Origin of the sequence: Actinomadura sp. NTSP31 (assembly GCF_041951385.1) — a bacterium.
Classification (GTDB): Bacteria; Actinomycetota; Actinomycetes; order Streptosporangiales; family Streptosporangiaceae; genus Spirillospora; species Spirillospora napierensis.
This window is the reverse complement of sequence record NZ_JBGNUT010000019.1, coordinates 175,859-193,563: the sequence shown is the minus strand read 5'-3', so window position 1 is coordinate 193,563 and position 17,705 is coordinate 175,859. Positions and strand designations below refer to the sequence as shown.

General features: G+C 73.4%; 17 protein-coding genes. 5 read left to right on the top strand and 12 right to left on the bottom strand.

What is annotated here, in order from left to right:
* Window positions 1-33: 33 nt before the first annotated feature.
* Entirely contained in the window at window positions 34-1,602 is a 1,569-nt protein-coding gene (locus ACA514_RS29840) for a FadD3 family acyl-CoA ligase (protein WP_375044583.1), read from the bottom strand.
* Window positions 1,603-1,799: 197 nt separating this feature from the next.
* Between ACA514_RS29840 and ACA514_RS29835 the strand changes: the two genes are divergently transcribed.
* Together ACA514_RS29835 and ACA514_RS29830 are read left to right on the top strand one after the other, a co-directional pair.
* The gene (locus ACA514_RS29835) at window positions 1,800-2,276 is read left to right on the top strand and encodes an RrF2 family transcriptional regulator (protein WP_375044582.1); all 477 of its coding nucleotides are present in this window, start codon (window positions 1,800-1,802) and stop codon (window positions 2,274-2,276) included.
* Between the two features lie 49 nt (window positions 2,277-2,325).
* Window positions 2,326-3,525, top strand: a complete 1,200-nt coding sequence (locus ACA514_RS29830; protein WP_375044581.1) for an MFS transporter — start codon at window positions 2,326-2,328, stop codon at window positions 3,523-3,525.
* On the opposite strand, the gene ACA514_RS29825 is transcribed toward ACA514_RS29830, so the two are convergent.
* Window positions 3,519-3,962, bottom strand: a complete 444-nt coding sequence (locus tag ACA514_RS29825; RefSeq protein WP_375044580.1) for a DUF6194 family protein — start codon at window positions 3,960-3,962, stop codon at window positions 3,519-3,521. The two genes, ACA514_RS29830 and ACA514_RS29825, sit on opposite strands and share 7 nt — an antisense overlap.
* Before the next feature lie 63 nt (window positions 3,963-4,025).
* Between ACA514_RS29825 and ACA514_RS29820 the strand changes: the two genes are divergently transcribed.
* The gene (locus ACA514_RS29820) at window positions 4,026-4,742 is read left to right on the top strand and encodes a MerR family transcriptional regulator (protein WP_375044579.1); all 717 of its coding nucleotides are present in this window, start codon (window positions 4,026-4,028) and stop codon (window positions 4,740-4,742) included.
* Between the two features lie 9 nt (window positions 4,743-4,751).
* Here ACA514_RS29820 and ACA514_RS29815 read toward each other — a convergent pair whose 3' ends face one another.
* Window positions 4,752-5,399 (bottom strand): TetR family transcriptional regulator, encoded by a 648-nt coding sequence (locus ACA514_RS29815; RefSeq protein ID WP_375044578.1) that lies wholly within the window; start codon window positions 5,397-5,399, stop codon window positions 4,752-4,754.
* 131 nt (window positions 5,400-5,530) lie between these two features.
* On the opposite strand from ACA514_RS29815, the gene ACA514_RS29810 reads away from it, so the two are divergent.
* The gene (locus tag ACA514_RS29810; RefSeq protein ID WP_375044577.1) at window positions 5,531-6,316 is read left to right on the top strand and encodes an SDR family NAD(P)-dependent oxidoreductase; all 786 of its coding nucleotides are present in this window, start codon (window positions 5,531-5,533) and stop codon (window positions 6,314-6,316) included.
* Between the two features lie 48 nt (window positions 6,317-6,364).
* Here the strand turns inward: ACA514_RS29810 and ACA514_RS29805 are convergent, their stop codons facing one another.
* The 9 genes from ACA514_RS29805 to ACA514_RS29765 all read right to left on the bottom strand — a co-directional run bounded on the left by ACA514_RS29805 (window position 6,365) and on the right by ACA514_RS29765 (window position 15,880).
* Entirely contained in the window at window positions 6,365-7,153 is a 789-nt protein-coding gene (locus ACA514_RS29805) for a MaoC/PaaZ C-terminal domain-containing protein (RefSeq protein WP_375044576.1), read from the bottom strand.
* A complete protein-coding gene (locus tag ACA514_RS29800) occupies window positions 7,150-8,325 on the bottom strand; it encodes a lipid-transfer protein (RefSeq protein WP_375044575.1) in 1,176 nt (391 codons plus the stop codon). The genes ACA514_RS29805 and ACA514_RS29800 overlap by 4 nt, the downstream gene beginning before the upstream one ends.
* The gene (locus ACA514_RS29795; protein WP_375044574.1) at window positions 8,322-8,756 is read right to left on the bottom strand and encodes a MaoC family dehydratase; all 435 of its coding nucleotides are present in this window, start codon (window positions 8,754-8,756) and stop codon (window positions 8,322-8,324) included. The genes ACA514_RS29800 and ACA514_RS29795 overlap by 4 nt, the downstream gene beginning before the upstream one ends.
* Window positions 8,753-9,823 carry an acyl-CoA dehydrogenase family protein gene (locus ACA514_RS29790; RefSeq protein WP_375044573.1) on the bottom strand — a complete coding sequence of 357 codons (1,071 nt, stop codon included), beginning with the start codon at window positions 9,821-9,823 and terminating at the stop codon, window positions 8,753-8,755. The genes ACA514_RS29795 and ACA514_RS29790 overlap by 4 nt, the downstream gene beginning before the upstream one ends.
* Window positions 9,823-10,797, bottom strand: a complete 975-nt coding sequence (locus ACA514_RS29785) for a bifunctional MaoC family dehydratase N-terminal/OB-fold nucleic acid binding domain-containing protein (RefSeq protein WP_375044572.1) — start codon at window positions 10,795-10,797, stop codon at window positions 9,823-9,825. Before ACA514_RS29785 ends, ACA514_RS29790 begins: the two co-directional genes overlap by 1 nt.
* Window positions 10,794-11,957 (bottom strand): acyl-CoA dehydrogenase family protein, encoded by a 1,164-nt coding sequence (locus ACA514_RS29780; protein ID WP_375044571.1) that lies wholly within the window; start codon window positions 11,955-11,957, stop codon window positions 10,794-10,796. The genes ACA514_RS29785 and ACA514_RS29780 overlap by 4 nt, the downstream gene beginning before the upstream one ends.
* A gap of 24 nt (window positions 11,958-11,981) precedes the next feature.
* Complete coding sequence (locus ACA514_RS29775) at window positions 11,982-13,637, bottom strand: AMP-binding protein (RefSeq protein WP_375044570.1); 1,656 nt, start codon at window positions 13,635-13,637, stop codon at window positions 11,982-11,984.
* Entirely contained in the window at window positions 13,630-14,829 is a 1,200-nt protein-coding gene (locus tag ACA514_RS29770) for an NADH:flavin oxidoreductase (protein WP_375044569.1), read from the bottom strand. Before ACA514_RS29770 ends, ACA514_RS29775 begins: the two co-directional genes overlap by 8 nt.
* Window positions 14,830-15,118: 289 nt before the next feature.
* The gene (locus tag ACA514_RS29765) at window positions 15,119-15,880 is read right to left on the bottom strand and encodes an SDR family NAD(P)-dependent oxidoreductase (protein ID WP_375044568.1); all 762 of its coding nucleotides are present in this window, start codon (window positions 15,878-15,880) and stop codon (window positions 15,119-15,121) included.
* A 190-nt stretch (window positions 15,881-16,070) separates the two neighbouring features.
* Between ACA514_RS29765 and ACA514_RS29760 the strand changes: the two genes are divergently transcribed.
* Window positions 16,071-17,699, top strand: coding sequence for a class I adenylate-forming enzyme family protein (locus tag ACA514_RS29760; RefSeq protein WP_375044567.1), 1,629 nt, complete (start codon window positions 16,071-16,073; stop codon window positions 17,697-17,699).
* The last annotated feature ends 6 nt before the right edge of the window (window positions 17,700-17,705 follow it).

Genomic DNA, 17,705 nt, shown 5'->3' with positions numbered 1-17,705 from the left:
CTATGGAGCGACGACTCGCCGCACGTCAAAGAGTCAGGCGTCGGCCCGCTCTTTGAGCTCGACGCGGCGGACCTTGCCGGATGCGGTCTTCGGGAGCTCGTCCACGAAGACGACCTCACGGGGGACCTTGAAGTTCGCGAGGCGCTCGCGGCAGTGCGCGACCAGCTCGTCCGCCGTCGCGGTGCGGCCGGGGCGCAGCCGGACGTAGGCGCGGCCGACCTCGCCCATCCGTGCGTCCGGGACGCCCACGACGCCGGACTCGGCGACCGCGTCGTGCCGCGCGAGGACGTCCTCCACCTCGGCCGGGTACACGTTGAACCCGCCGACGACGAACATCTCCTTGGACCGTCCGGTGATCGACAGGTTGCCGCGCTCGTCGAGGCGGCCCCGGTCGCCGGTGTCGAGCCAGCCGTCCCGGATCGTCTCGGCGGTCGCCTCCGGGTCGTCGAGGTAGCCGCTCATCACGTTGTAGCCGCGGACGAGCACCTCGCCGTCGGCACCCGCCGGGACCTCGTCCCCCCGGTCGTCGACGATCTTCACTTCGACGTCGTCGATGGCCCTGCCGCAGGTCGTCGCGATCGTCTCGTCGTCGTCGTCCACCGAGCAGGCGGTCACCGTGCCGGTGCACTCCGTCAGCCCGTAGGCGGTGACGACCTGCGGGAACAGCTCCTCGCGGATCCGCCGCACCAGCGCGACGGGGACGTCGGCGGCACCGGTCACCGCGAGCCGCAGCGACGACAGGTCGCGCTCGCCGCGGCCGGGGGCGTCCAGCAGCGTGGTGTAGATCGTCGGCGGGCCGGGCAGCACCGTGATCCGCTCCGCCTCGATGATCCGCAGCGTCTCCGCCACCTCGAACACCGGCTGGAGCACCATCGTGGCGCCCTTCAGCACGCAGGCGATCACGCCGGCCTTGTAGCCGAACGAGTGGAACATCGGGTTGACGATCAGGTAGCGGTCGCCGGCGTGCACGCCGGTCCGCGCCGCCCACGCCTCGAACGTCCGGATGTTCTGCTCATGCGTGCACATCACGCCCTTGGGCCGCCCGGTCGTCCCGGACGTGAACAGGATGTCGGCGACGTCGCCCGGGCGGACCGCGGCGGCCCGCGCGTCCGCGTCCGCGAGCGGGACGGCCTTGCCGATGAACCCGGCCCACGACGTCACGCCCGGCCGCTCGTCACCGTTGAACGTGACGACGCCCTTCAGGTCGGGCAGGCCCGGGTAGGCGCCGGTCGCGTCGACCCCGAGCATGCCGGGGTAGTCGATGCCGAGGAACCCGTCGGCGACGAACAGCATCTTCACGCGGGCGCGGGTGAGCGGCCAGCGCGCCTCGTCGCCCTTGTACCGGGTGTTGAGCGGGACGAGCGTCGCGCCCGCGCCCATCGCGCCGAGGACGGTGACGATCCACGGCAGCCCGTTCGGCGCCCAGATCGCGATCCGGTCGCCCGGCTCGAGCCCGGCGCCGGCGAACGCGGCGGTCGCCTCCCGCACCCGGTCCCGCAGCTGCGCGAACGTCACCCGGACGTCCCCGTCCACCACGGCCTCGGCGTCCGGAAACGCCTCCGCCGCCCGTCCCAACACCGCCGGAATCGTCAGTTCGCCCATGACAGCCCATGGTGGCCCCGGCCGCCCGGGATCGGCTAGGGCGTCCCGCTCACCGGTACCCGGCGAGCGGGACGCACGACCAGTGGTAAGACGGCACCGCCGGAGCCGGGGCGGTGTGGTGCGGCGGTCCAGACGGCGGCGACCTGATCGCCGCCCTGGGCCTGCCCGCGTAAACGGGGACATGTATAGTCCCGGTTATGCGGATGGGCGAAGGCGTCGAATGGGGCCTGCACTGCTGCGTGACGCTCGGCTGGCTGGACGACCGGGCGCCGGTGTCGATCCGGCGGCTGGCCGACTGGTTCGACCTGCCGCAGGAGTACCTCAAGAAGCGCCTCCAGCCGCTCGCCCGGGCCGGGATCCTGACCTCCGGCCCCGGGGTGCGGGGCGGCTGGTCCCTCGCCCGCCCGCCCGCGGAGATCACGGTGATGGACGTCGTCACCGCGCTCGAAGGGCCGCTCGAGGCGTTCCGCTGCACCGAGATCCGGCAGCGCGGAACCGGCGGCCGTGACGCCGGGCGGGAGTTCGACGGCCCCTGCGGCATCTCCGCCGTGATGCGCCGGGCCGAACTGGCGTGGCGCCGCGAACTGGCCGGCACCACCATCGCCGACCTGATGGACGACGCCCCCGAGGGCGCCGCCCGCACCCGCCGCAACTACAGCCGCCTCACGGACTGACCGTTCCGGCCCGGACGCGTCCTGGCCCCCCACGGAAGAAACAGGGACGTTGAATACCCCGATACATCGCCAAGCCGAGCGGCCGGCGCCGCCGGCCGACGCCCCGCGCGGCCTCCGCTCCACCCTCATCCTGGCGCTCGGCACCTTCGCCGTCGGGACGGACGCCTACGTCGTCGCGGGCTTCCTGCCCGAGATGGCGTCCTCCCTGCACGTGTCCGAGGGCACCGCCGGGCAGTCGGCCACGGCGTTCGCCGTCACCTACGCCGTCCTGTCGCCGGTCCTCGCGACCGTCCTCGCCCGCGTCCCCCGCCGCGCGCTGCTCGTCGCCGCCCTCGCCGTGCTGGCCCTCGCCAACCTCGGCTCGGCGCTGGCGCCGAACTTCGCGCTCCTCATGGTGTCGCGCGTCGTCGCCGCGTCCGGCGCCGCGGCCTTCACCCCGAACGCCGGGGCGGTCGCCTCCTCGCTGGTCGCCCCCGCCCAGCGCGCCCGCGCCCTCGCCGTCGTCATCGGCGGGCTCACCGTCGCCACCGCCCTCGGCGTCCCGCTCGGCAACCTGGCCGCCCGTGCCCTCGACTGGCACGCCGCGCTCGCGCTGGTCGCGGCGCTGTGCGCGATCGCCGCCGCGGGCGTGTTCGCCGCGATGCCCGCGCTACCCGGCGGCCCCCGGATCCCGCTCCGCCGGCGCCTCGCGGCCCTGCGCCATCCCGGCGTCGTCGCCGTCCTGCCGCTCACCGTCCTCGGCATGGCCGCCGGGTACGGCCTGTACGCGTACGCCGTCCCGATCATGCGCGCCCTCGGCGCCGGCGAGGGCGCCGAGCCCTGGCTCCTGTTCCTCTACGGCGCCGGCGCGGTCGCGGGCAACCTCGTCGCGGGCGCGCGGGTCGACCGGCACGGCCCCATCCGCGTCCAGTTCGCCGGCTACACCGCCCTCGCGGCGACCCTCGCCGCCTTGACCTGGGCCGTCGCCGCGAACGCGGACCGGCTCCCGCTCACCGCGCTGCTGATGATCGCCTGGGGCGCCGCGACCTGGTTCCAGACCCCGGCCCAGCAGGTGCGCCTCATCAGCGCCGCCCCGCAGGAGACCGCCGTCGTCGTCGGCCTGAACGCCTCCGCCCTCTACGCCGGGATCGGCCTCGGCACCGTCCTCGGCGGCGCCCTCCTCCCCCTCGGCGCCACGGCGGCCCTCGCCACCTGCGCCGGGCTGGCCGCCCTCTGCCTCGTCCACCTGCTCCTCACCCGCCGTCACTGACCCCGCCCGCGGCGCCGCTCGTATCGCGAGCGCGCGAGGTCGTGCGCCGTGCGGAGAAGTTCCCGGACGGCCGCCTCCGTGCCCGCCCCCGGATTCACCACGGCCAGCCACCCCGCGTAGACCGGATGCGCCATCAGGACGTCCGCCGCGCTCGGGTCCGACTCCCGTTCCGTCCAGCGCGCGGAGGCGTCCTTCCCGGCGGCGAAGTTCAGCCGGAACGCGCCCGGCCGATCGAGCCGGGAGCCCTCGTCGCCGGGATAGTCCTTGGTCACGATCGTCGCGTACGGCTGCGTCGCCTCCGGGACGTTCCCGTCGGGCGCGTAATAGAGGAACACGTCACCCCAGGCGATCTCGGGCGAACCGTCGCCGGGCTGCGGCCGGAGGACCAGCACGCCATCGAACCCGCCCGCGAACTCCAGGATCTCGTCGATGCTCATGCGTTCCAGCGTTCCATTCAAGTGCTCGTGGAGACTTCGCGCCGCAGACCTCAAGCTTGAGGGGTGACAAGTCGCAACTCCGCCCTGCGAACGGTGGACGTCGCGCGCCGTGCGGGGTACTCCGTCCAACAGGTGCGCAACCTGGAACGCGACGGAGTCCTACCCCCTGCGACGCGCACCGCTTCCGGCTACCGCGTCTACGCCGAGGCCCACGTGCACTCCGCCCTGGCGTACCGGGCCTTCGCCGCCGGCACCGGCCCCGTCCAGGCCAAGACGATCATGCGGGCCGCACACGCGTACCCGGACTCCGACCTGCTCCCCCTCCTGGACGCCGCGCACGCCCGCCTCGCCGCCGAGCGCCGCGACCTGGCCCTGGCCAGGCGGGCCGCCGAGGCGATCAGGGCCGAGCCGATCGAGGACGTCCGCCCGTCCGACTCCATGGGCATCGCCGAACTCGCCGCCGCCCTCGGCGTGCGCGCCTCGACCCTGCGCCACTGGGACGCCGAAGGCCTCGTCGTGCCGGGCCGGACCACCCCGCGCGGGACCCGCGCGTACGCACCCGGCGACGTCCGGGACGCCCGGATCGTCCACCAACTCCGCCTCGCCGGCTACCGCATCGCTCCGCTCAAGACCCTGATGCCGGACCTGCGCAGCGCGCGCAGCCACGACGACCTGACCGCCGCGCTCGCCGCCCGGGACGCGGCCATCGACGCCCGCTCGAAGGCCCTCCTCAAAGCGACCGCGGCCCTCGACTCCGTCCTCGCACTCCCCATGCCCTGAACGGCGGATCTAGCGTTCGGGCGTCAGCAGGCTCAGCCCGCCGGTCAGTTCGCGTAGGCAACGCACGACGAGGTCCGCCGGCGTCTCGGCGGACTCATCGTCCGCCGCCGCCCACGCCTCCAGGGCGACCCGGATCGCGCTGGTCGCCGCGGCGGCGACCAGCCGGACCTCCAGGGGGTCGGCGTCCGGCCCGGCCAGCCGGGCCACCACCGGGATGAGCCGCTCCTCCGAATCATGGTTCACCTGGGCCCAGACCGCCCGCAGGGCGGGGTCGTCCTGGGCCGCGCGCAGCAGGCCGCGCGTCCAGCGCAGCCCTTCGGCCGCCACGTCGCCCGGTGCCGAGAGCGATGCGACCGCCGCGGACTCCAGCGCCTCGGCCAGCCCGGTGTCCGGGCCGGTCTCGGCGAGCAGCGCGCGCCAGCGGTCCCCGCCGGACGCGAGCAGCGGTCCGATCGCGTCCTGCTTGCTGCGGAAGTACCGGTAGAAGGTGCGCAGCGCGACCCCGGCGCGACCGGCGATCTCCTCGGCGGTCGTGCCGTCCGGCCCCTTGTCGGCGAACAGTTCGGCCGCCGCGCGGGCGATGTCGAGCTGCGTCGCGGCCTTGCGGCGCTCGGTCAGCGAGGGCGTCCGGTCCTGCTTCGTCCTGGGGCGGTCCATGACGGAAGCCTACGTCCGGGGACGACAGTGAGGCACGACAAGTCACTATGACAAAACGTGCCACCACGACGTACTGTGGACATCGAGGGCCCCGAGTCGAGGCCCCCTCCCACCAGGACATCGGAGACGACATGGACCGTTACAACGGACGCCGGGCACTCGTCACGGGCGGCGGCTCGGGCATCGGCCAGGCCACGGTGCTGCGCCTGCTCGCGGAAGGCGGCGACGTGGTCGCCGCCGACGTGAGCGAGGCGGGCCTCAAGGACACCGTCGCCAAGGCGGGAGCCCATGCCGAGCGCCTGCGCACGGTCGTCGTGGACGTCGCGGACGAAGCGTCCGTGCGCGCCGCCGTCGCCTCCGCCCTCGCGACCCTCGGCGGCCTGGACGTCCTGGTCAACGCGGCCGGCATCCTGCGCTCCTCGCACACGCACGAGACGTCCCTCGCCGACTTCACCAAGGTCATCGCGGTCAACCTGACCGGCACCTTCCTGGTGATCCGCGAGGCGATCCCGGCCCTGCTGGAGGGCACGGCCCCGGCCGTGGTGAACTTCAGCTCGACCTCCGCGATGTTCGCCCACCCCTACATGGCGGCCTACGCGGCCAGCAAGGGCGGCATCCAGTCGATGACGCACGCGCTGGCCGCCGAGTACGCCGGGCGGGGCATCCGCTTCACGGCCGTCCAGCCCGGATCGATCTCCTCCGGCATGACGGACGGCTCCGGGGAGAGCAGGCAGAGCCTGGGCCCCGGCCTCCCCGAGGACGCCGACCTCCGCCTGTTCGCGAAGCTGTCCCCCGCCCTCGGCAAGGGGTTCGCCGGCCCCGAGTCGGTCGCGGGCGTCGTCGCGATGCTCGCCTCCGAAGACGGCGCCTTCATCACCGGCACCGAAATCCGCATCGACGGCGGCACCCACTTCTGACTCCGGCGTGCGCACGACCCGCCGCCCCAGGCGGGTACGACGGTTAGATCAGGCGAAGGAGGCTTGGGCCGCGGCGAGGACGGTTTTGCCGTCCACGGACGCCTCGAAAGTCGTCGCGTCGCCGGCTTTCCAGGCTTCCATGGCGAGTTCGTCGCCGGGGAAGACCGGGGAGGCGAAGCGGGCTTCGAGGTCCTTCAGGTCGGCGGGGTGGGCGCCGACCGCGGCGGCCAGGGGCAGGGTCACTGCGGCCAGGGTGCACAGGCCGTGCATGAAGGGGCGGGGCATGCCCGCCGCCTCGGCGGCCGACGGGTCGATGTGCATGTGGTGGCGGTCCCCCAGCAGGCGGTAGAGCGCCGCTTGGTCCGGGTTCGTTCGGACAGGGAGGGACATGTCCGGCGCCGCGGACGGGCGGGGCCGCGCGGACGGGCCCCGTTCGCCGCCGAAGCCGCCGCGGCCGGGGGCGAACAGCGACCAGGTCGCCTCGAAGTAGTCGCTGGTCACGGTGACGTCGAAGACGGCGGCGCGGCCCTTGTCCCAGACGTCGGAGACGTGCGCCGACATCTCGACCGCCCCGGAGCGCGGGAGCTCCCGCAGGACGCGGAGGCGCTGCGTCCCGTGGACGGCGGTGCGGACGTCGAAGGCGCCGGCGGAGCCGAGGGCGTCCGGGGCCCACTGGGCGAGCGTCAGCGCGAACGTCGGCAGGACGCGCAGCCGCTCCTCGAAGACGAGGTCGAGGTCGGTGGCGTGGGCGCCGACGGCGAGCGCGTAGAGGATGGGGCGCGTCTCGTCGTAGGAGACCGTGCGGGTGCCGAGCGGGCGGCCCTGCCATTCGTTCACTGGTCGGCTCCCAGGATCAGGCCGCTGGTCGGGACGCCGGTCCCGGCGGTGACGAGGACGTTGTGCACGTCGCCGGGCTGGTTCACCGAGGTGCCGCGCAGCAGCCGGACGGCCTCGGCGATGCCGTTCATGCCGTGGATGTAGGCCTCGCCGAGCTGGCCGCCGTGGGTGTTGAAGGGGAGGCGGCCGGTCAGCGAGAGGTTGCCGTCGGCGATGAAGTCCTTGGCCTCGCCCCGGGCGCAGAACCCGAGCTCTTCGAGCTGCGGCAGGACGAGCGGCGTGAAGTGGTCGTAGAGGATCGCGGCCTGGATGTCGGCGGGCGTCAGGCTCGACTGGGCGTAGAGCTGCCGTCCGACCAGTCCCATTTCGGGGATGCCGCTGATCTCGGAGCGGTAGTAGCTCGTCATCATGTGCTGGTCGTTGCCCGAGCCCTGCGCGGCGCCCCAGACCAGCGCGGGGCGGTGCGGGAGGTCGCGGGCGCGCTGCGCGGAGACGACGACGAGGGCCTGGCCGCCGTCGCTCTCCTGGCAGCAGTCGAGGAGGTGCAGGGGTTCGGCGATCCAGCGGGACGCCTGGTGCTGTTCGAGGGTGATCGGCCGCCCGTGGAACCAGGCCTTGGGGTTCGTGGCGGCGTGGGCGCGGTCGACGACGGCGACGCGGCCGAAATCCTCGCTGGTCGCGCCGTACTCGTGCATGTAGCGGGTGGCGAACATGGCGACCCACTGGGCCGGGGTCGACAGCCCGAACGGGGTCATCCACGAGTAGGCGGCGCGGTCGGCGCTGACGTCCATCGGGCGGTTCGCCTGGCCGAGGCCGTAGCGCTCGCCGGACCGCTCGTTGAACGCGCGGTAGCAGACGACGACGTCGGCGACGCCGGTCGCGACGGCCATCGCGGCCTGCTGGACGGTGCCGCAGGCGGCGCCGCCGCCGTACCCGACGCGGGAGAAGAACGTCAGCTCGCCGATGCCGAGGTTGCGGGCGATGTGGATCTCGCTGCTGGTGTCGGCGGTGAAGGTGACCAGGCCGTCGACGTCGGACGGCTCCAGTCCGGCGTCGGTGATGGCGGCGAGGACGGCCTCGCAGGCGAGCTGCAGCTCGCTGCGTCCGGACTCCTTGGAGAACTCGGTGGCGCCGATGCCCGCGATCGCGGCGGCGCCGGGCAGGACGCTCATTCGGCACCTCCCTGCTCCGGGGCGACGGGGAGCCGGACGACGACGGACCCGGTGACGTGCGGGCCGATCGCGTTGACGCCGCGGACGGCGATCTCGACGCGGCGGTCCTCGTCGTGCTTGGCGGAGACGGTGCCGGTCAGGACCATCGTGTCGCCCGGGTAGTTGGGCGCGCCGAGCCGGATCCTGATGGCCTTCACCTCGGCGGCGGGCCCGGCCCAGGAGGTGACGTACCGGTCGACGAGCCCGTTGGTGGTCAGGATGTTCATGAAGACGTCCCTGGAGCCGCGCTCCCCGGCGAGCGCCGGGTCGTGGTGGACGTCCTGGTAGTCGCGGCTCGCGATGGCGGTCGCGACGATCATCGTGCGGGTCAGCGGGATCGGCAGCTCGGGGAGCTCCTCCCCCACCGCGACCTCGTCGTAGGCGCGGCTCACAGGGCGGCGCCCAGGGTCTCGAGGTCGGCGGACGCGCCGCCGAGCATCCCGGAGATCTGCTTGCCCCACAGGAAGTACCGGTGGACGGGGTAGTCGACGTCCACGCCGATGCCGCCGTGCAGGTGCTGGACGCGGTGCACGACGTTGAGCCCGCCCTCGTCCGACCACCACTTGGCGACCAGGACGGCCGTCTCCGCGTCCTCGCCGGCCGCGATCAGCGAGACGGCGTGCCAGAGGCAGACGCGCAGCGCGTCGATCTCGATGTAGCAGTCGGCGAGCTGGTGCTGGACGGCCTGGAAGGCGGCGAGCGGCCGGCCGAACTGCTCGCGCCCGGCGAGGTACCCGGCGGCGATGCGCAGCGCGCCCTCGGCGACGCCGACCTGGACGGCGGCGAGCGCGACCCGCGACAGCCGCAGCGCGGTCGCGAGGGACCCGGCCGGGAGCTGCTGCGCGGGGGCCCCGTCGAGGACGAGGGTGGCGGCGCCGTCGTGCGCGGTGGTGTCGGCGTCCTCCCAGCCCGTCCCGGCGACGCCGGTGCCGAGCAGGAACAGGCCGGGGCCGTCCGGGGTGCGGGCGGCGACCAGCATGAAGTCGGCGCCGCGGGCGGACGGGACGGCGGCCTTCGTCCCGGTCAGCCGCCATCCGTCGCCGTCGCGGGCGGCCTCGCAGCGCGGCTCGGCCGGGTCGGCGGGCGCGAACTCCTCCAGCGCGAGCGTCAGCCGCGCCGTCCCGTCCACGACCCCGGACACCAGCAGGCCGGACGTCTTGTGCGAGGCCAGGGTGAGGGCCGCGACGAGCGACGGCCACAGCGGGACGGGCGCGACGGCGCGTCCCTGCTCCTCCAGCAGGACGCACAGCGCCTCGACGCCGAGGCCCGCGCCGCCCGCGTCCTCGGGCAGCGCGACGCCGAGCAGGCCGGCGGACGCCAGCTCGTTCCAGAGCGCGTGGTCGACGCCGGTCCCGGACTGCTCGGCGGCGCGGAGGCGGTCCTGCGTGGCGTGGTCGGTGAAGATCTGCCGGGCCAGGTCCCGGACCGCTTCCAGCTCCTCGCCAAGGGTGAAGTCCATCAGCGCTCCTCACGTGCGGCCGGGCGGAACACCGGCAGCGAAAGGTCGGGGTCGGGGTCGATCCAGTCGAGGACGACGGGCATGCCGACCTCGACGTCCGCGGGCTCGACGCCCGTCATGTTCGCGATCAGCCGGGTGCCCTCCGCCAGCTCGATCACCGCGACGACCAGCGGGTAGTCGAACGCGGGGTGCTTGGGGTGGTGGTTGACCGTGAAGGTGTAGACGTGGCCCGCGCCGGACGACTCGACGGTGTCCCAGGCGAACGAGCCGCACTGCGGGCAGCACGGGCCGGGCGGGTGCCGCAGCGACTTGCAGTCGGCGCACCGCTGGATGACGAGCCGGTGCTCGCGGGCCGCCTCGAACCAGAACGCGTTGTCCGGGTTGACCGCCGGCCGCGGCCGCGGAGCCTTCGGGGCGGGCTTCTCGGCGGGGCGGAACCGGAGCGTCCGCCACCGCTGCGTCGCGACGACCGCGCCGGACGCGTCCCGGTACGTCTTCACCGTGCTGACGAACCGGCCGGTGCCGAGGCCGGTCCGCTTCTCCGGGGAGATCGACTCGACGTGCTCCTCGACGGACACGTGGTCGCCCGGGACCAGCTCGCGCTCGAACTCCAGCTCCGAGTCGGTCGCGACGACGGAGGTGTAGCCGCCCTCGGCGAGCAGCGCGACCAGCTCGTCGAACCCGCTCGGCTCGTCCGGCGGGCGCACGGTGGCGGCGTAGCCCCGCATCGTCCACGCCTGGATCATCGACGCGGGCGCCACGACGCCGTCGCGTCCCGTCGCCTTCGCGGCGTCCTCGTCCAGGTAGACCGGGTTCGGGTCCTCCATCGCCTCGACCCAGTGCCGGATCATCGGGACGTTCACCGGGTCCTGGCCGGGGCGCCGCGCGACCAGCTCGCGCCCGACCCACGCCTGCAGGCGGGCCTCGTAGTCGTCCATGGCCGCGTCCTCGCTCATGGCCGCGTCCTCGCTCATGACCGCCTCGACCTCGGCAGCCCGAGCCCCTGGACGGCGACCATGTCGCGCAGCACCTCGTTGACGCCGCCGCCGAAGGTGTTGACGATGCCCTGCCGGGACAGCTGCTCGATCTGCCCGTACAGCACCGCGCCCGGCGACTCGGGGCGGATCCGGCCGGCCGCGCCGAGGATCCCGGTCAGCGTCCGCTGCACGAAGATGTGCGTCTCGGTGCCGTAGGACTTCGCGGCGCCGGCCTGCGCGCCGGTCAGCTCGCCCGCCTCGACGGCCATCGTCATCTTCCAGTTCATCAGCCGCATGGCCTCGAGCCGGGCGTGGGTGCGGGCGAGGTCGGCGCGCACCCACGGCAGGCCGATGACGCCGTTCTCGCGGGCCCAGTCCCGGACGTCCTCCCACAGCCGGATCATCCGGCCGCCGAGCGCGGCGAGGCCGATCCGCTCGTGGTTGAGCTGGGTGGTGATCAGCTTCCAGCCGCCGTCGACCTCGCCGACGACGTCGGACGCGGGGACGCGGATGCCGTTGTAGTACGTCGCCGTCACGACCATCCCGCCGACCGTCTGGATCGGGCTCCAGGAGAACCCGTCCGCGCTGGTCGGCACGGTCAGGATCGAGATGCCCTTGTGCTTGGGCGCGTCGGGGTTCGTGCGGGCGGCGAGCCAGATGTAGTCGGCGGTGTTGGCGCCGCTGGTGAAGACCTTGTTGCCGTCGATGACGTAGTGGTCGCCGTCCAGGACGGCCCGGGTGCGCAGCGACGCCAGGTCGGTGCCCGCGTCCGGCTCGGAGTAGCCGATCGCGAACACGATGTCGCCGGCGAGGATGCCGGGCAGGAACTTCTGCTTCTGCTCGTCGGTCCCGTACCGGATCAGCGTCGGGCCGACCGTGTTCACCGTGACGAACGGGAACGGCAGGCCCGCCCGCTGCACCTCGTCGAAGAACACGTACTGCTCGGCGATCGACCGGCCCTGCCCGCCGTACTCGGTGGGCCAGCCGTAGCCGAGCCAGCCGTCCTTGCCGAGCATCTTCACGATCTCGCGGAAGGTGCCGCCGCCGACGCCCTCCTCGCCGGCCCGGCGGCGGACGTCCGGGGGCAGCAGGCGCGCGAAGTACGCCCTCAGTTCCGCGCGCAGTTCCTGGTGCGCCGCGGACTCACGCAGATCCATGTAAGCCCTCTCGTGGTCGTCGGATCAGGGGAGGAAGCGTTCGCGGCCGCTGGCGGCGAACTCCTCGCGGAGCGCCGCCTTGTCCGCCTCGGTCATCGGCTCGTACCGCGGCGCACCGCGGCCGGTCCACCGGTACACGGGGTCGGCGGTGCGCCAGCCTTCGAGCTGGAGCTGCTTCTTGCCGAGCTTGCCGGAGCCGGTGGTCGGCAGCGCGTGCGAGACGCGGACGAACCGCGGCGCGCCCTTGGTGCCGAGGTCGTCCTGGCCGGCCAGGAACGCGGCGAAGTCCAGGTCCTCGAACTCCACGCCGTCGGGGATCTCGATGGCGGCCATCACCTGGTCGCCGGAGCGCGGGTCCGGGACGCCGAACGCGACCGCGTCGACGATCTTCGGGTGGCGGCGGACGACGGTCTGGGTGAGCAGCGCGGAGATGTTCTCGGAGTCGACGCGGATCCAGTCGCCGGAGCGGCCCGCGAAGTACAGGAACCCGGCCTCGTCGATGTAGCCGAGGTCGCCCGTCCAGTACCAGCCGTGCCGGACGCGCTCGGCGTCCGCCTCGGGGTTCCGGTAGTAGCCCTCGAACTTCCCGGCGCCGTCGACGTCGACGATCTCGCCGACGGCCTCCTCGGGGTTGGTGACGCGGCCGAGGCCGTCGAGGACGGCGCGGGCGCACGTCTCGCGGGTCTCCGGGTGCACGATGCGGACGCCGTCGTGCATGGGGACGCCGAACGCGGTCGGCGGCGCGTCCGGCACCCGCCTGATCATCCCGGCGCCCTCGCTGGACCCGTAGCCCTCGACGAGCTGCGCGCCGAAGCGGCGCAGGAACCCGGCCTTGTCCTCGGGGGACGCCTCGGTGCCGAACCCGTGCGTGAGGGTGTTGTCGGCGTCGTCGGGCTGCTCGGGCGTGGTGAGGATGTAGCCGATCGCCTTGCCGACGTAGGTGAAGAACGTCGCGCCGTAGAAGCGGACGTCCGGCAGGAACCCGGACGCGGAGAACTTGGGCGTCAGCACGACGCAGGCGCCGACCGCCAGCGACGGCGCCCACAGCGCCATCAGCGCGTTGCCGTGGAACAGCGGCATCGGGCAGTAGCTGATGTCGTCGCGCTTGATGTCGTACTTGGCGCTGTTGTTGCGGCCCAGCTCGGCGAGCCGGCCCTGCGAGCAGCGGGCCGCCTTGGACGCCCCGGTCGTGCCGGAGGTGAACAGCAGCAGCATCTGCGTCTTCGGCGTGATCGCCGGGTCGCGTGCGGGCTCGCAGGCGTGGCGTTCGACCAGCGGCGCGTAGCCGGGGTCGTCGATCAGGACGAAGCGGTCGCGCGGGACGCCGACGTCCAGGCCGTCCAGCAGCTTCGCGCCGGCCGCGTCGGTGACGATCAGCTGGAGGTCGGTGTGCCGGACCTCCTGCTCCAGGTACGCGCCGGTGCGGGTCGGGTTGATCCCGACGATCGTCGCGCCGCTCAGCGCCGCCGCGCCGAGCCACAGGACGTACTCGGGCACGTTGTCGAGCAGCACGCCGATGTGGAACGGTCCGTCCTGACGCAGTTCACGGGCCAGCGACGCGCGCGCCGCGCTGTCCCGGACGACCTCGTCCCACGTCCATGTCCGCTCGCGGCTGCGCAGGCCGGGCCGCCCGTCGCCGAGCTTCTCCAGCAGCAGGTCCGCGATCGTCTCGTCACGCACTCGGGCTTCCCCAGGCCGGCTCGGTGGACAGGACGCAGTGGGTGCCGCCGTAGATCGCCGTCATGCACTTGTTGCAGTGGATGCACAGCGACCCGGTCGCGGGGTCGTCCTTGATCCGGTTGATCAGGTCGGGCTCGCGGAGCAGGGCGCGGGCCATCGCGACGAACTCGAAGCCCTCCGCCATCGCGGTGTCCATGCCCGCCCGGTCGGTGACGCCGCCGAGCAGGATCATCGGCAGCTTCACCGCGGCGCGGATCTGCCGGGCGTCCTTCAGCAGGTACAGGTCCTGGTACGGGTAGGACTTCAGGAAGTGCTTGCCGATCAGCTTGATGCCGAGCCTGGTCGGCTGCTTCATCACGGCGGCGAACTCGTGCAGCGGCGCGTCGCCCTTGAACAGGTACATCGGGTTGAGGAGCGAGCTGCCGGCGGTCATCTGGAGGGCGTCGACCGAGCCGTCCGCCTCCAGCCACCGCGCGACCTGGATCGCCTCGTCCACCCAGAAGCCGCCGGGCACGCCGTCGTCCATGTTCAGCTTCGCGGTGATCGCGATGCGGTCGCCGACGGCGTCGCGGACGGCGCGGCCGATGTCGCGCGCCAGCCGGGCCCGGTTCTCCAGCGACCCGCCGTACTCGTCCTTGCGGTGGTTGACCTTGGGGCTGAGGAACGAGCTCGTCAGGTAGTTGTGCCCCATGTGGATCTCGATCGAGTCGAACCCGGCCTCGATCGCCATCTTTCCCGCGTAGGCGTGCGCGTCGACGACCCGGGCGATGTCCGCGTGCGTGACGGCCTTGGCGACGGTCTGCGTCGTCAGGTGGAAGCGGCGGCTCGGGGCGAGCGCCGGCAGCTTGTTGCTCTTGGGGTTGGCGACCGGGCCGGCGTGCCCGATCTGCGCCTGGACGGCCGCCCCCTCGGCGTGCACGGCGTCGGTCAGCTTCCGCAGGCCGGGCATCGCCTCGTCCCGCCAGTAGATCTGCCGCCGGTCGGTCCGCCCCTCCGGCGCGACCGCGCAGTACGCGACCGTCGTCATCCCGACGCCGCCGCGCGCGTGCCGGACATGGAAGTCGATCAGCGCGTCGGTGACCTGGCCCCGCCTGGTCAGGCCCTCGTAGGTGGCCGCCTTGACGATGCGGTTGCGCAGCGTGATCGGCCCCAGTCTCGCCGGGGCGAACACATCGGGAGTTTCCTTGGTCATCGAGTTCCCTGGGTGAGTCTTTCGGGTCGGCGCGCCGGGTGGGTGGCCACTCGACGTTAATCAGCGGGATGCCCGGACGTTCCGGACATCCCGCTGACCGGGAGCGACGAGGGTCATCAGCGGCTCTCGAGCGCCGCCGTGATCTGGTCGGTGTGGGACTGGGACTCGGCCAGCTGGCGCAGCAGCCACAGGCGCAGCACGCGGGTCACGGCGGACGCCAGGTACAGCGCGCCGCCGATCCGCAGCGCCCCGCCGAAGCGCGGCCCTCCGGCGGCCGGTGGACGCGGGGTCAGCCGAAGTGGGCCTGACCGCCGTCCAGCGGCACGGTCGCGCCGGTCAGGTAGCGCATGGCCGGCTGCAGGAGGGCGACGACGGCGTTGCCGATGTCGGCCTCGCAGTCGCCGATGTAGCCGAGCGGGATGGTCTTGCGGAACTCCTCCGCCGCCTCCGGGAACGCCTCCGTCCACCGCTTCAGGCCAGGTGAGAGGGCGTGCGGGGCGATGGAGTTGGCGCGGATCCCGTCCGGTCCCCATTCGGCGGCGGCCGTCCGGGTCAGCGACCGCAGCGCCTGCTTGGCCGCCGCGTACGCGCCGTAGGTCGTCGGGTCCCAGCGCACCATCGCCGAGGTGACGAGGTTGATGATGTTGCCGCCGCCGCGCGCCTTCATGTGCGGGTGGCACGCCTTCATGAACGCGAACGCCGCGAACGGCCCGGTCAGGAAGCCGCGCTGGAACTTCTCGTTGCTCATCTCCAGCAGCGGCCCGTACCCGCCCGAGTAGGCGTTGTTGACGAGGATGTCGACGCCCCCGAAACGGCCGGCGACCTCTTCCACGACGCCGGGGATCGCCTCGGTGCGGGCCACGTCGCAGGCGAACGGCTCGGCGGTCGCGCCCCGCTCCCGGATCAGGGCGCAGGTCGTCTCGAGCTTCTCCGGCGTCCGGCCGAGCACGGCGATCGCCGCGCCCTCCGACGCCAGCGCCAGCGCGATGCCCTGGCCGACGCCCTGGCCCGCACCGGTGACGATCGCGACCTTGCCGTCGAGGCTTCCCATGTCATCCCCCCTGCATCCGTCCTGGTGCGGTCATGGTGATGTGACGCGGCCCACGCGAGCGCCGCGGTCCCGCTCACCGGGAACGCTCCAACGCGGCCGGGTGCCCCGCGGCGCGGTCTCGCTCAGCGGAACGGCCCGCTGGCCCGCGCGGCCGGGGTGAGAGCCTTCGGCCACGCGAGGAGGAGGCTCGATGGCCACGACGGCGATGGAGATCATGCAGCGGCTGACCGGTCCCGGCGGCGCGTTCGAACTGCGCGAGGAAGAGGTGCTCGGCACCCGGCTCCCCGTGTTCGCCGGACGGGCCCGGAGCCTCGGCGAGGTGCTCGCCCGGTCCGCCGGGTTCGGCGACCGCGACTACATCGTCACCGCGACCCGCCGGCTGAGCTTCGCCGAGCACGCCGCGCGGGCCGCGTCGCTGGCGAAGGCGCTGCGTGACGAGCACGGCGTGCGGCCCGGCGACCGCGTCGCCATCGACGCCGCCAACAGCCCGGAATGGATCATCGCGTTCTGGGGCGCGATCGCCGCCGGCGCCATCGCCGTCGGCTACAACGCCTGGTGGGCGCCCCGCGAGATCGAGTACGCCCTCGGCCACACCGAGCCGGCGCTCGTCGTCGCCGACGCCAAGCGCGCGGCGCAGATGCCCGCCGGCACCCGGGTCCTGACGATCGAGGAGGACGTCCCGGCGCTCGCCGCCCGGTACCCGTCCGCCCCGCTCGACCTCCCGGACGCCGCCGAGGACGACCCGGCGGTCATCCTCTACACCAGCGGCACGTCAGGCCGCCCGAAGGGCGCGGTGCACTCGCACCGCAACCTGACCTCGGTGATCGAGTACCACCGGCTGAACGACGCGCTCATGCGGGCCTTCGGCGACCCGACCGACCCCGCGTCCCGCAGCTACCTGCTCGCGCTCCCGCTGTTCCACATCGCCAGCCTGCACAACCTCGCCGTCCCCCGGCTCGCGACCGGCACCGCCGTGGTCATGCACGAGGGGGCCTTCGACGTCGACGGGGTCCTGCGGCTGATCGAGAAGGAGCGCGTCACGAACTGGGGCGCCGTCCCCACGATGGCGAACCGGATGATCGAGCACGGCGACCTGTCCCGCTACGACACGTCCTCGCTCACCGGGTTCGCGCTGGCGTCCGCGCCGTCCTCGCCCGCGTTCAAGGAGAGGCTGCGCGCCGCGTTCCCGCCGGCCGCGAACGCCCTCGTCGACAGCTACGGCCTCACCGAGACCTGCACCGGCGTCGCCGTCGCGTCGCCCATGGACCTCGCCGAGTCCCCGGGCACGCTCGGCCGCCCGGTCGCCGGCGTCCAGCTGGAGATCCGCGACCCCGGCGGCAAGCCGCTGCCCGAGGGCGAGGAGGGCGAGGTCTGCGTCCGCAGCGCCTACAACATGCTCGGCTACTGGCGCGATGAGGACGCCACCGCCCGCGCCATCGGCCCCGGCCGCTGGCTGCGCACCGGCGACATCGGCACGGTCGAGCAGGGCCGGCTCCGCCTCACCGCCCGCCGCTCCGACCTGATCATCCGCGGCGGCGAGAACGTCTACCCGGCCGAGATCGAGAACGTCCTCGCCGAGTACCCGGGCGTCCGCGAGTGCATCGTCCTCGGCGTCCCGCACCCCGACCTCGGCCAGGAGGTCCTCGCCGTCGTCGTGTTCGGCGCCGCCCCCGCCGCCGAGGCGGACCTGGCCGCGTTCGCCCGCGACCGCCTCGCCTACTTCAAGGTCCCGTCCCGCTGGAAGATCACCACCGCGCCCCTCCCCCGCAACGCCACCGGCAAGGTCATCCGCCGCGAGGTCGAGAAGACCCTCGCCTGAGGCCGG

Excerpts from the sequence above, each read along its gene's own strand:
- ACA514_RS29790 (WP_375044573.1), bottom strand. The coding sequence starts at position 9,823 with ATGGACTTCACCCTTGGCGAGGAGCTGGAAGCGGTCCGGGACCTGGCC.
- ACA514_RS29815 (WP_375044578.1), bottom strand. The coding sequence starts at position 5,399 with ATGGACCGCCCCAGGACGAAGCAGGACCGGACGCCCTCGCTGACCGAG.
- ACA514_RS29835 (WP_375044582.1), top strand. The coding sequence starts at position 1,800 with ATGCGGATGGGCGAAGGCGTCGAATGGGGCCTGCACTGCTGCGTGACG.
- ACA514_RS29800 (WP_375044575.1), bottom strand. The coding sequence starts at position 8,325 with ATGAGCGTCCTGCCCGGCGCCGCCGCGATCGCGGGCATCGGCGCCACC.
- ACA514_RS29765 (WP_375044568.1), bottom strand. The coding sequence starts at position 15,880 with ATGGGAAGCCTCGACGGCAAGGTCGCGATCGTCACCGGTGCGGGCCAG.
- ACA514_RS29770 (WP_375044569.1), bottom strand. The coding sequence starts at position 14,829 with ATGACCAAGGAAACTCCCGATGTGTTCGCCCCGGCGAGACTGGGGCCG.
- ACA514_RS29825 (WP_375044580.1), bottom strand. The coding sequence starts at position 3,962 with ATGAGCATCGACGAGATCCTGGAGTTCGCGGGCGGGTTCGATGGCGTG.
- ACA514_RS29760 (WP_375044567.1), top strand. The coding sequence starts at position 16,071 with ATGGCCACGACGGCGATGGAGATCATGCAGCGGCTGACCGGTCCCGGC.
- ACA514_RS29785 (WP_375044572.1), bottom strand. The coding sequence starts at position 10,797 with ATGAGCGAGGACGCGGCCATGAGCGAGGACGCGGCCATGGACGACTAC.
- ACA514_RS29780 (WP_375044571.1), bottom strand. The coding sequence starts at position 11,957 with ATGGATCTGCGTGAGTCCGCGGCGCACCAGGAACTGCGCGCGGAACTG.
- ACA514_RS29810 (WP_375044577.1), top strand. The coding sequence starts at position 5,531 with ATGGACCGTTACAACGGACGCCGGGCACTCGTCACGGGCGGCGGCTCG.
- ACA514_RS29840 (WP_375044583.1), bottom strand. The coding sequence starts at position 1,602 with ATGGGCGAACTGACGATTCCGGCGGTGTTGGGACGGGCGGCGGAGGCG.